This is a genomic window from Frateuria sp. Soil773 (genome assembly GCF_001428405.1).
Lineage (GTDB): Bacteria > Pseudomonadota > Gammaproteobacteria > Xanthomonadales > Rhodanobacteraceae > LMSL01.
In genome coordinates this window covers 28,799-40,550 of record NZ_LMSL01000019.1, presented here as the reverse complement: position 1 = coordinate 40,550, position 11,752 = coordinate 28,799, and the positions used below count along the sequence as shown (strand labels likewise).

The 11,752-nt window shown below is 68.8% G+C and carries 11 protein-coding genes; all 11 read left to right on the top strand.

Annotated features, from left to right (window positions below; all coding sequences use genetic code 11):
- Nucleotides 1-23: 23 nt before the first annotated feature.
- The gene (locus ASG87_RS08725; RefSeq protein WP_056003893.1) at nt 24-1,649 is read left to right on the top strand and encodes a glycosyltransferase family 39 protein; all 1,626 of its coding nucleotides are present in this window, start codon (nt 24-26) and stop codon (nt 1,647-1,649) included.
- Between the two features lies 1 nt (nt 1,650).
- Nucleotides 1,651-2,580, top strand: coding sequence for a PIG-L family deacetylase (locus ASG87_RS08720; protein ID WP_056003890.1), 930 nt, complete (start codon nt 1,651-1,653; stop codon nt 2,578-2,580).
- Nucleotides 2,581-2,683: 103 nt separating this feature from the next.
- A complete protein-coding gene (locus ASG87_RS08715) occupies nt 2,684-3,037 on the top strand; it encodes a PilZ domain-containing protein (RefSeq protein ID WP_056003887.1) in 354 nt (117 codons plus the stop codon).
- A 238-nt stretch (nt 3,038-3,275) separates the two neighbouring features.
- The gene (locus ASG87_RS08710; RefSeq protein ID WP_056003978.1) at nt 3,276-3,632 is read left to right on the top strand and encodes an NADH-quinone oxidoreductase subunit A; all 357 of its coding nucleotides are present in this window, start codon (nt 3,276-3,278) and stop codon (nt 3,630-3,632) included.
- On the top strand, nt 3,623-4,180 hold the full coding sequence (locus ASG87_RS08705; RefSeq protein WP_056003884.1) for an NADH-quinone oxidoreductase subunit B: 558 nt from the start codon (nt 3,623-3,625) through the stop codon (nt 4,178-4,180). The genes ASG87_RS08710 and ASG87_RS08705 overlap by 10 nt, the downstream gene beginning before the upstream one ends.
- Before the next feature lie 11 nt (nt 4,181-4,191).
- A complete protein-coding gene (locus ASG87_RS08700) occupies nt 4,192-4,920 on the top strand; it encodes an NADH-quinone oxidoreductase subunit C (RefSeq protein ID WP_056003882.1) in 729 nt (242 codons plus the stop codon).
- A gap of 25 nt (nt 4,921-4,945) precedes the next feature.
- Nucleotides 4,946-6,175 carry an NADH-quinone oxidoreductase subunit D gene (locus ASG87_RS08695; protein ID WP_235499599.1) on the top strand — a complete coding sequence of 410 codons (1,230 nt, stop codon included), beginning with the start codon at nt 4,946-4,948 and terminating at the stop codon, nt 6,173-6,175.
- 169 nt (nt 6,176-6,344) lie between these two features.
- Nucleotides 6,345-6,911, top strand: a complete 567-nt coding sequence (nuoE, locus tag ASG87_RS08690) for an NADH-quinone oxidoreductase subunit NuoE (protein WP_056003876.1) — start codon at nt 6,345-6,347, stop codon at nt 6,909-6,911.
- A complete protein-coding gene (gene nuoF, locus ASG87_RS08685; protein ID WP_056003872.1) occupies nt 6,911-8,221 on the top strand; it encodes an NADH-quinone oxidoreductase subunit NuoF in 1,311 nt (436 codons plus the stop codon). Before nuoE ends, nuoF begins: the two co-directional genes overlap by 1 nt.
- Nucleotides 8,222-8,348: 127 nt before the next feature.
- Nucleotides 8,349-10,691, top strand: a complete 2,343-nt coding sequence (gene nuoG / locus ASG87_RS08680) for an NADH-quinone oxidoreductase subunit NuoG (RefSeq protein WP_056003870.1) — start codon at nt 8,349-8,351, stop codon at nt 10,689-10,691.
- Nucleotides 10,692-10,694: 3 nt separating this feature from the next.
- A complete protein-coding gene (gene nuoH, locus ASG87_RS08675) occupies nt 10,695-11,747 on the top strand; it encodes an NADH-quinone oxidoreductase subunit NuoH (RefSeq protein WP_056003868.1) in 1,053 nt (350 codons plus the stop codon).
- Nucleotides 11,748-11,752 lie beyond the last annotated feature (5 nt).

The window sequence follows — 11,752 nt, the reverse complement described above, 5'->3', positions numbered from 1 at the left end:
GCGGCCTGCCTACGCTGCCCGGCATGACGCCTTCGTTCGGCATGGGCCGCCATTGGCCGTGGCTGCTTCCCTTGCTCCTGCTGGCCGCGTTGCGGCTGTGCTGGATCGACGCCTATCCGCTCAATTCCGACGAAGCCCAGCACGCGCACGTCGCCTGGGCATGGACGCAGCACGGCCTGATGCCCTACCGCGACGTATTCGACAACCACGGCCCCTTGTTCGGCTGGCTCCACTCGCCGCTGCTGGCGCTGCTGGATGGCCGCGCCGACGTGCTGGCCTGGCTGCGCCTGGCGATGCAGGCCTGGTATGCGCTGGCGCTGTTCGCCACGTGGCTGGTGGGGCGACGCCTGTACGGTCCGCGCGTCGCGCTCGCCGCCGTGCTCGTGGCCGGCCTGTTTCCGCATTTCTTCCTGGTCAGCGGGCAATTCCGTACCGACGACCTGTGGTCGGCCGCCTGGCTCGCGGCGCTGGCCGCGGTGGCCGGCGCGCCGGCGCGCGCCTGGCGCTGGTTCGTCGCCGGCCTGTTGGCGGGAGCCGCGCTTGCGGTCTCGCAGAAAACCCTGGTGCTGCTGGTCGCCGCCCTTGCGGCTGCGGCGACGGTGCGCCTGGCACGGCCGGTGCGCACGCCGCTGCCCTTGCGGCACGGTCTGGCCGGCATCGCCGGCTTGCTGCTGGTTCCGCTGCTCTTCGCGCTGTGGCTGGCCGCGCACGGCATCCTCGGCGCCGCCTGGTACGACATCGTCGGGTACAACGTCGACGGCGCCTGGAAGCACGATGCCGCGATCAACCTGGCGGCCTTTTTGCTGCTGGCCGCCGGCTTGTCGGCGGCGGCTGCCCGGCTGGTGCGGCGCCGGGGTTCGCAGCCGTTCGACTGGGAGGTCTTCCTTGCGCTCCAGGCAGGCATCTACCTGTCGCTGATCTGGTTCGTCTGGCCATTGATCACCGCGCAGGATTTCCTGCCGGCGATCCCGCCGCTGCTGCTGGCGTGCTGCGGCGGGATCGCCGGCATGCCCTGGCTGCGCGGGCGCGACGGGCTTTGCCGGAGCCTGGTCGTCGTGGCGGTGGCCGCCGAGCTGCTGTCGCTGTTTTCGAGGTCACCGCCGTGGCGGGACCGGCTGGCTGCGCAGCGCGCCGAACTGGCGCAGGTGCTGCGCTATACCGACGGCAGCGACACGGTGATGGACGCCAAGGGCGATGCGATTTTCCGCATGCGTCCTTATTACCCGGTCCTGGAGAGCCTCGCCCGGCGCCGGCTTAAAGACGGTCGGATGCGGGACACGATCGCCGCCCAGTTGGTGAGTCATCGCACCATGCTGGTCGTGCTGGGGCGGCTGCCGCGCGCGGACGAATCCTTCGTCGAAGGCAATTACCTGCCGGCAGGCGGGAACCTGTGGATCGCCGGCCGCCTGCTTCCCGCGGGGAACGGCAGCCGCGTGGTCGTGGTGGTGCAGCCGGGCGAATACACGCTGACCGACGGCGCGACGGCGGTGAGCGCCAGCCTCGACAGCGGGGCGCCCGCCGACCACTGGTTCCTGAAGCAGGGCGTCCACCATATCGCCGTGGCATCCGGGCACGCGTTCGCGCTGATCTGGAGCAAAGCCTGGGATCGCGGGTGGCGGCCCGATATGCTTCCGGAGAAAAGGCCTTGAGATGCCGTTGAACCTGAATGCACGGACCCGCCTGCTGGTGGTGGCGCCACACCCCGACGACGAGTCCATCGCGACCGGCGAGCTGATCCAGCAGGTCCGTGCGGCCGGCGGCGAGGTGCGGATCCTGCTGCTGACCGACGGCGACAACAATCCGTGGCCGCAGCGCTGGCTGGAGCGTCGCCTGCGGGTGGGGCCGGCGGACCGGCGACGCTGGGGCCGGCGGCGGCGCGACGAGGTGGAGCAGGCCCTGCGGCTGCTCGGCGTGGAGCCGGCGGCCCTGCATGCGTTCGGCTGGCCGGACATGGGCCTGACCGGGATGCTGCGCGGGGGTACCGGACGGCCGCTGCAGGCGATCGGTGCCTGCCTCGGCGCCTACGCGCCCGACATCGTGGCGATGCCGGCGCTGGCCGACCGCCATCCGGACCATGGCGCCGCCCACGTGCTGGTGCGGCTGGCGCTCGCGCAGTGCGCCGGGCTGCGGCCGCAACTGCTCGGCTACCTGGTGCACGGGCGCGAAACCGGTACGGGCGGCACGATCGCGCCGGCATCCTCGCCGGCCCTGCATGCCGGCAAGCTGGCCGCGCTGGAGCGGCACCACAGCCAGATGGTCCTGAGCGGCGGCCGCATGCGCCGGCTGGCCGAGCGGCCGGAACGCTACCTCGAGGTGGCGGCGCCGGAGGGCGGTTCCGGCACGGGCGCATTGCCGTGGCGCCCCGCCGCCTGGCTGCGGCCCTGGCTGCGCCTGACCGTGGCCGATGCGGACGGCGTACGCGAATGGCCATGGAACCGGGCGCCGTTCGGGCGCGACGGGGAAGGGCGCTACGTGCTGGCGCCGGCAGGCGGCCCGCGCGGCGCGCCGCGCTTCGCCAAGCTGCACATGGAACTGCCGTCGCCGTGGATCTTCGACCGCTGGGGCTGGTGCGAACTCTAGAAACTGCGCGCTGCGGCATGTCAGGCGCTTTGCGTGGGGCCGCCGGCATCGCTACGATGCAGGCGCCGCGGGCATCCGGCCCGGCGGCAGGTCAGGAGCAGGCATGAATCCCGTCGCGGCCCGCCAGGGCATCATCTCGCTGAAGATCAAGGACGCCGCTTCGCTGTACAACGCGTACATGCCGTTCCTCAAGCAGGGCGGGCTGTTCGCGCCGACCGCGCAGCGCTACGCCCTGGGCGACGAGGTGGTGCTGCTGATCACGCTGGCCGACGAGACCGAGCGCCTGTCGGTGGCCGGCAAGGTGGCATGGATCAGCCCGGTGGGCGCGCAAGGCAACCGCACCGCCGGCATCGGCGTGCATTTCAACGAGTCCAGCGACGGCGAGGTCGCGCGCCAGCGCATCGAGAACATCCTGGCCGGACTGCTCGCCTCGGAGCGTCCGACCCACACCATGTAGCGCGCGCCGCCGCGCTATCGATCGCTGTCACGGCAGTCAAGGCTTGTCGCGGCACCCGCACGCGCTGATACAATGCCGCGATTCCCGAACTGATTCGTGGAAAGTCGGACGCTCGTAGCCTAAGTGCCCGCGATCGTGGCCGGACCGCCCATGCCGCATGCGGCATGCCGAACCGAAGTTGCCGGACCGTCACCCCACGGTCACTGATGCGCCGGATGGCGCGGAGGTACGTTCCATCGTGCTTGCCGAATATTGGCCCGTTCTGTTGTTCATCGGCGTTGCCACCGGCCTCGGCCTGGTGCTCCTCGCGATCGGCATGCTCGTCGGTCCGCGCCGCCCCGAACCGGAGAAACTCGCGCCCTACGAGTGCGGCTTCGAAGCCTTCGAAGACGCGCGCATGCGCTTCGATGTCCGCTACTACCTGCTGGCCATCCTGTTCATCATCTTCGATCTGGAAATCGCCTTCCTGTTTCCGTGGGCGGTGGTGTTCGAGAAGATCGGCATGGTCGCGCTCATCGAGATGGCGCTGTTCCTGCTGCTCCTGGTGATCGGGTTCGCCTACGTCTGGAAGAAGGGAGCGCTGGAATGGGAGTGATGGAATCCGTCAGCCGGGTGATGCACAACCCGCAGCCGCTGGACCTGGTCGACGACATCCTGCTGCCGGCCGCTGACAACCCGGTCGTGCAGCGCGGCTTCGCCACCACCTCGGTGGACGCGCTGATGAACTGGGCGCGCACCGGCTCGATGTGGCCGGTCACCTTCGGCCTCGCCTGCTGCGCGGTGGAGATGATGCACGCCGGCATGGCGCGCCTGGACCTCGACCGCTACGGCGTGATCTTCCGCCCCAGCCCGCGCCAGAGCGACGTGATGATCGTGGCCGGCACCCTGGTCAACAAGATGGCCCCGGCCCTGCGCAAGGTCTACGACCAGATGCCCGAGCCGAAGTGGGTGATCTCGATGGGAAGCTGCGCCAACGGCGGCGGCTACTACCACTACTCCTACTCCGTGGTGCGCGGCTGCGACCGCATCGTGCCGGTGGACATCTACGTGCCGGGCTGCCCGCCCACGGCCGAAGCCCTGATCCACGGCATCCTGCAGTTGCAGAAGAAGATCCGCCGCACCAGCACCATCGCGCGTTCCTGAAGGCGCAGTCCATGACCGATACGCAACCCATCTCGCTGGCCGAGCGGCTCGTCGCACGATTCGGCGACACGCTCTCGCTCGCCGCCGCGCGCAACGAAATCACCGCCGAGCTGGCCGCGGGCGACCTGCTCGGCGTGGCCACCGCGCTGCGCGACGAGCCGGGCTTCCGCTTCAGCGAGCTGGTCGACCTGTGCGGCATCGACTACCTGGGCTACGGCCAGACCGAGTGGGACACCGAGACGGTGTCCGGTACCGGCTTCTCGCGCGGCGTGGAAGGGCAGGCGGTGGGCCGCTTCGACTGGGCCGGCCGGCCGCGCGCGACGGACCGTCCGCGCCGCTTCGCCGCGGTGGTCCACCTGCTGTCGATCGAGCTGAACCAGCGCCTGCGCCTGCGCGTGTTCTGCGACGACGACTCGTTGCCGGTGGTGCCCTCGCTGACCGGCGTCTGGCCGGGCGTGAACTGGTTCGAGCGCGAGGCGTTCGACCTGTACGGCATCCTGTTCGAAGGCCACCCGGACCTGCGCCGCATCCTCACCGACTACGGCTTCGTCGGCCATCCGTTCCGCAAGGACTTCCCGCTGATCGGCAACGTCGAGGTGCGCTACGACCCCGAGCAGAAGCGCGTGGTGTACGAACCCGTGTCGATCGAGCCGCGCGTGCTGGTGCCGCGCGTGATCCGCGACGACGCCGACCTGGCGCAGGCACAGGCCGAAGCCGCAGACGACTGGCGGAGCAACTGACGTGCAAGAAATCCGCAACTACACGATGAACTTCGGCCCGCAGCATCCGGCCGCGCACGGCGTGCTGCGCCTGGTGCTGGAGATGGACGGCGAGACCGTGGTGCGCGCCGACCCGCACGTGGGCCTGCTCCACCGCGGCACCGAGAAGCTGGCCGAGTCCAAGCCGTTCAACCAGTCGATCGGCTACATGGACCGCCTCGACTACGTGTCGATGATGTGCAACGAGCACGCCTACGTGAAGGCGATCGAGAACCTGCTGGGGATCGAGGCGCCGGAGCGCGCGCAGTACATCCGCACCATGTTCGACGAGATCACCCGCATCCTGAACCACCTGATGTGGATCGGCTCGAACGCGCTCGACCTGGGCGCGATGGCGGTGATCCTGTACGCGTTCCGCGAACGCGAGGAACTGATGGACGTGTACGAGGCGGTGTCGGGCGCGCGCATGCACGCGACCTACTACCGCCCGGGCGGCGTCTACCGCGACCTGCCGGACCAGATGTCCAAGTACCGCGAGTCGCCGTGGCACAAGGGCAGCGACCTCAAGCGCATCAACAGCTGGCGCGAAGGCTCGATGCTGGACTACCTCGAGGCGTTCACCGCCGACTTCCCGTCCAAGGTGGACGAGTACGAGGAACTGCTCACCAACAACCGCATCTGGAAGCAGCGCACCGTCGGCATCGGTGTGGTCTCGCCGGAGCTGGCCCAGCAGTGGGGCATGACCGGCGCGATGCTGCGCGGCTCGGGCATCGCCTGGGACCTGCGCAAGAAGCAGCCGTACGCGAAGTACGCCGAGATGGATTTCGACATCCCGGTCGGCGTCAACGGCGACTGCTACGACCGCTATCTGGTGCGCGTCGAGGAAATGCGCCAGTCCAACCGCATCATCCAGCAGTGCGTGAAGTGGCTGAGGGCCAACCCCGGCCCGGTGATGCTGAAGAACTTCAAGGTGGCGCCGCCTTCCCGTGTCGAGATGAAGGACGACATGGAAGCGCTGATCCACCACTTCAAGCTGTTCACCGAGGGCTACGGCGTGCCCGCCGGCGAGACCTACGCCGCGGTCGAGGCGCCCAAGGGCGAGTTCGGCTGCTACCTGGTGTCCGACGGCGCCAACAAGCCGTTCCGCGTCCACCTGCGCGCCCCGGGCTTCGCCCACCTGTCGTCGATGGACACCATCGTGAGCGGCCACATGCTGGCCGACGTGGTGGCGATGATCGGCACCTACGACCTCGTGTTCGGCGAAGTCGACCGATGAATACGGGAATCGGGAATCGGGAATCGGGAATGGGTAGAGCGCATCGCGGCAGCTCCTACCTTTACGCATTGAATGGCCGCAATTGTTGCAGTGGAGTTGGAATCGCCGAGAAACGGGTGGGCTTTTTCCCATTCCCGATTCCCGATTCCCGATTCCCGGAGTTCCACCCATGAAAGCCACCGGAAACTACGAGCAGGTCAGGTACGTCGACCCGCTCGTCGCACTTACCGAGCACACCCGCCAGCACATCGATGCGTGGGTGGCCAAGTTCCCGCCCGACCGCAGGCGCTCGGCGCTGATCCAGGCGCTGTTCGCGGCGCAGGAGCAGAACCGGGGCTTCCTCACCGACGAGCTGATCACCGCGGTGGCGAAATATCTCGACCTGCCGGCCGTGTGGGCCTACGAGGTGGCCAGCTTCTATTCGATGCTGGAGACCAAGCCGGTCGGGCGCAACAACGTGGCGATCTGCACCAACATCTCGTGCTGGCTCAACGGCGCCGAGGACCTGGTGCGCCATTGCGAGAAGAAGCTCGGCATCAAGCTGGGCGAGAGCACGCCGGACGGCCGCGTCTATCTGAAGCAGGAAGAGGAATGCATCGCCGCCTGCGTGTACGCGCCGGCGATGACGGTGAACGGGCACTATTACGAGCGGCTGACCATCGAGAAGCTCGACGCCATCCTGGATGGCCTGAGCGTCGATGGCCCCGCGCACGGGCACGATGAGGGGAAGCACTGATGGCCGTCGGACCCGCCCCGCAGGAACACCAGGTCGTCTACACCACGCTGCATTTCGACACGCCGTGGTCGATGGACAGCTACGAGAAGGTGGACGGCTACAAGGCGTGGAGGAAGATCCTCGCCGAGAAGCCCGATCCGGCTTCGCTGATCGAGGAAATCAAGAAGAGCAGCCTGCGCGGCCGTGGCGGCGCGGGCTTCCCGACCGGCCTGAAGTGGTCCTTCATGCCGAAGGGCGACATGCAGAAATACATCCTGTGCAACTCGGACGAATCCGAGCCGGGCACGGCCAAGGACCGCGACATCCTGCGCTACAACCCGCACGCGGTGGTCGAGGGCCTGGCGATCGCCTGCTATTGCACCGGCTCGACGGTGGCCTACAACTACCTGCGCGGCGAGTTCCACCACGAGCCGTTCGAGCATTTCGAGGCGGCGCTGAAGGAAGCCTACGCCGCCGGCCTGCTCGGCAAGAACGTGCAGGGCAGCGGCGTCGACGTGGACATCTACGCCGCGCTCGGCGCCGGCGCCTACATCTGCGGCGAGGAAACCGCGCTGATGGAGTCGCTGGAAGGCAAGAAGGGCCAGCCGCGCTTCAAGCCGCCGTTCCCGGCCAACTTCGGCCTGTACGGCAAGCCGACCACGATCAACAACACCGAGACCTACGCCTCGGTGCCGGCAATCCTGCGCAATGGCGCCGACTGGTTCCTGAACCTCGGCAAGCCCAACAACGGCGGCCCGAAGATCTTCTCGGTCTCCGGCCACGTCAACAATCCGGGCAACTTCGAGATCCGCCTGGGCACCCCGTTCACCGAGCTGCTGGCGATGGCCGGCGGCGTGCGCAATGGCAACAAGCTCAAGGCGGTGATCCCCGGCGGCTCCTCGATGAAGGTGCTGCCGGCCGACGTCATGCTCGAGAGCACGATGGACTACGACTGCCTGCAGAAGGCCGGCTCGGGCCTGGGCTCCGGCGCGGTGATCGTGATGGACGAGACCACCTGCATGGTCAAGGTCTGCCAGCGCATCGCGCGCTTCTACAAGGCCGAGTCCTGCGGCCAGTGCACGCCGTGCCGCGAAGGCACCGGCTGGATGTACCGCGTGCTCACGCGCATCGTCGAGGGCAAGGGCACGCAGGACGACCTGCATCGCCTCAAGGCGATCGCCGGCCAGATCGAGGGCCACACCATCTGCGCGTTCGGCGAGGCCGCCGCGTGGCCGGTGCAGGGTTTCCTCGCGCGTTTCTGGAACGAATTCGAATATTTCGTGCAGCACGGCCGCTCGATGGTGGATTCGCGCGAGGAGGTTGCGGCATGACGATGGTCTCTATCGGCGCGAATCGGGAATCGGGAATCGGGAGTCGGGAATCGCACCGCAGCATCCCGCGGCTCTTCCCATTCCCCATTTTCCATTCCCCATTCCCTGCTCCCCAAGGAGTTGCTGCATGAGTGCGCAGCCGACCGGCACCGCGCCCGACCTGCTGAACATCGAGGTCGACGGCAAGCCCACGCAGATCCGCAAGGGCGCGATGATCATCGAGGCCGCCGACGCCATCGGCGTGTCGATCCCGCGCTTCTGCTACCACCGCAAGCTCCCGATCGCCGCGAACTGCCGCATGTGCCTGGTCGACGTGGAGATGGGCGGCAAGCTGATGCCCAAGCCGCAGCCGGCGTGCGCCACCCCGGTGGCCGAGGGCATGAAGGTGATGACGCGCTCGGACAAGGCGCTGAAGTTCCAGAAGGACGTGATGGAGTTCCTTCTGATCAACCACCCGCTCGACTGCCCGATCTGCGACCAGGGCGGCGAGTGCGAGCTGCAGGACGTGGCGCTGGGCTACGGCCGCAGCGTGTCGCGCTTCACCGAGCGCAAGCGCACCATCGCCGACGAGAACATCGGGCCGCTGGTCGCCACCGAGATGACCCGCTGCATCCAGTGCACGCGCTGCGTGCGCTTCACCAGCGAGATCGCCGGCACCTACGAACTGGGCGGCATGAGCCGCGGCGAGAACCTGCAGATCGGCACCTACATCGGCAAGACGGTGGAGACGGAGCTGTCGGGCAACATCATCGACGTGTGTCCGGTGGGCGCGCTCACCAACAAGCCGTTCCAGTTCAAGGCGCGCGCCTGGGAGCTGATCGCCAAGCCGTCGATCGGCTACCACGACGCGCTCGGCTCCAACCTGTGGCTGCACACCCGCCGTGGCGAGGTGCTGCGCACGGTGCCGCGCGACAACGAAGCGGTCAACGAGTGCTGGCTGTCCGACCGCGACCGCTACAGCCACCAGGGCATGTACGCCGCCGACCGCCTGCACGCGCCGGAAGTGAAGCGCAACGGCCAGTGGCAGGCGACCACCTGGGAGGACGCCCTGGGCGCGGCCGCCGAGGCGCTGAAGAAGGCGCCGGGCAGCGAGCTCGGCCTGCTGGTGCATCCGGCCACCTCGAACGAGGAGGGCGACCTGCTGGTGCGCCTGGCGCGCGGCCTCGGCAGTGCGCACGTCGACCATCGCCTGCGCCAGCTCGATTTCGCCGACAACGCGGTGGCGACCCGCTTCGGCCTGCCGGTAGCGGACGTGGCAGGGGTCAAGGCGGCGCTGCTGGTCGGCTCGGACCTGCGCCACGAGATGCCGCTGCTCAACCACCGCCTGCACCAGGCAGTGAAGAAGGGCGCCAAGGTCTACGCCGTCAACCCGGCCCGTTTCGACTTCAACTACGCGCTGGCCGGCGAGGCGGTGGTCGCGCCGCAGGCGCTGGTCGATGCGCTGCTGGCCCTGGCCAAGGCTGCCGTCGCCGACGGCGCCGCCGCTCCGGCCGCGCTGGCCGCTCCGGCCGCGCTGGCCGCGGCGATCGACGGCGCCGCCTTCGACGAGGGCGACAAGGACGCGATCGCCGCGCTCAAGAGCGGCCGGGCCGTGGTGATCCTCGGCGAGGCCGCGGTCACCCATCCGCAGGCGTCGTGGCTGCGCGCGGTGGCCCGCTTCGTCGCCGAGGTGACCGGCGCGGGCTACGACGAACTGCCGGTCGGCGCGAATGCGCTCGGCCTCGGCAGGCTCGGCGTGGTGCCGGGCAACGGCGGCCTGGATGCCCACGCGATGCTGGCGCAGCCGCGCAAGACCTACCTGCTCTACGGCGTCGAGCCGCCGCACGACTTCGCCGACGGCGCGCTGGCGCTGAAGGCCCTGCACGGTGCGGAGCGGGTGGTGGCATTCGCCGCCTTCGCCAGCCCGGCGCTGCGCGACGTGGCCGACGTGATCCTGCCGATCGCCCTGTTGCCGGAGACCGACGCCACCCTGGTCAACGTGGACGGCCTGGCGCAGGGCGTGCAGGCCGGCGCGAAGGCGCCGGCGCAGGCGCGCTCGGGCTGGAAGGTGCTGCGCGCGCTGGGCGGCCTGCTGCAACTGGCCGGCTTCGAGTTCGACGACCTCGCCGGCCTGCGCGACGGCATCGCCGAGCGGGCCGTCGCCGGCCGCGACGGGCTTGCCGCGCGCGAGCCCGTGCAGGGCCTCGCCCGCCTGGCGACCTGGCCGATCTACCGCGGCGACGCGGTGCTGCGCCGCGCCACCGCGCTGAACGCCCATCCGCTCAACCGTGCGCCGGCCGTGCGCCTGAACGCCGCCGAGGCGCAGCGCCTGGGCCTGGCCGGGGGCAATCCGCTGCGCGTGGGCGACGCCACGCTGCCGCTGGTGATCGATCCCGCCGTGCCCGACGGCGCGGCCTGGATCGAGGCCGCGCAGGACGCAACCGCCACGCTGCCGCCTTACGGCGCGGCCATTACCTTGAGCAAGGCGTAATCCATGGGCGAGCAGATTCTCAACCAGTTGGTCTGGCCGATCATCTACATCCTGTGCATTGCGGTGCCGCTGATCCTGGCGGTGGCGATGTTCGTGTACTGGGAGCGCAAGGTCATCGGCTGGATGCACGTGCGCATGGGGCCGAACAAGATCGGCCCGCTCGGCCTGCTGCAGGCCTTCGCCGACGTGGTCAAGCTGCTGATCAAGGAAGTGATCCTGCCGAGCAGTGCGAACAGGTTCCTGTACTACCTGGCGCCGCTGCTGGCGCTGGTGCCGGCGTTCGCGGCCTGGGCGGTGATTCCGTTCGGCGAGCGGATGGTGCTGTCCAACGCCAATGCCGGCGTGCTGTACCTGCTGGCGATGACCTCGCTGGGCGTGTACGGCATCATCCTCGCCGGCTGGGCCTCCAACTCGCGCTACGCCCTGCTCGGCGCGATGCGCTCGGCGGCGCAGGTGATCTCCTACGAGCTGGCGATGGGCCTGTGCCTGGTCTGCGTGCTGGTGCTGGCCGGCTCGCTCAACCTCACCGACATCGTGCACGCGCAGGCCGGCGGCAAGGGCTTTCTGGACTGGTTCTGGCTGCCGCTGCTGCCGGTGTTCGTCATCTACTTCATCTCCGGCGTGGCCGAGACCAACCGCGCGCCGTTCGACGTGGCGGAGGGCGAGTCGGAGATCGTGGCCGGCTTCCACGTGGAGTATTCCGGCTCGGCCTTCGCGATCTTCTTCCTGGCCGAATACGCCAACATGATCCTGGTCAGCTTCCTGGCCTCGGTGCTGTTCCTCGGCGGCTGGCTGAGCCCGTTCCAGGGCTGGATCACCGCCGACGTCTCGCCGTGGGTGAACTGGATCTGGACCGGCGGCTTCATCTGGCTGTTCATCAAGGCCTTCCTGTTCGCCTTCATGTTCCTGTGGTTCCGCGCCAGCTTCCCCCGCTACCGCTACGACCAGATCATGCGGCTGGGCTGGAAGGTGTTCATTCCCATCGCCATCGCATGGGTCCTCGTCGCCGGCTGCATGAAGTATTTCGGCTGGGTCAGCATCGGCACGGGGGTCTGAAGAAA

Excerpts from the sequence above, each read along its gene's own strand:
- ASG87_RS08725 (WP_056003893.1), top strand. The coding sequence starts at position 24 with ATGACGCCTTCGTTCGGCATGGGCCGCCATTGGCCGTGGCTGCTTCCC.
- ASG87_RS08720 (WP_056003890.1), top strand. The coding sequence starts at position 1,651 with ATGCCGTTGAACCTGAATGCACGGACCCGCCTGCTGGTGGTGGCGCCA.
- ASG87_RS08715 (WP_056003887.1), top strand. The coding sequence starts at position 2,684 with ATGAATCCCGTCGCGGCCCGCCAGGGCATCATCTCGCTGAAGATCAAG.
- ASG87_RS08705 (WP_056003884.1), top strand. The coding sequence starts at position 3,623 with ATGGGAGTGATGGAATCCGTCAGCCGGGTGATGCACAACCCGCAGCCG.
- ASG87_RS08700 (WP_056003882.1), top strand. The coding sequence starts at position 4,192 with ATGACCGATACGCAACCCATCTCGCTGGCCGAGCGGCTCGTCGCACGA.
- ASG87_RS08695 (WP_235499599.1), top strand. The coding sequence starts at position 4,946 with ATGAACTTCGGCCCGCAGCATCCGGCCGCGCACGGCGTGCTGCGCCTG.
- nuoE (WP_056003876.1), top strand. The coding sequence starts at position 6,345 with ATGAAAGCCACCGGAAACTACGAGCAGGTCAGGTACGTCGACCCGCTC.
- nuoF (WP_056003872.1), top strand. The coding sequence starts at position 6,911 with ATGGCCGTCGGACCCGCCCCGCAGGAACACCAGGTCGTCTACACCACG.
- nuoG (WP_056003870.1), top strand. The coding sequence starts at position 8,349 with ATGAGTGCGCAGCCGACCGGCACCGCGCCCGACCTGCTGAACATCGAG.
- nuoH (WP_056003868.1), top strand. The coding sequence starts at position 10,695 with ATGGGCGAGCAGATTCTCAACCAGTTGGTCTGGCCGATCATCTACATC.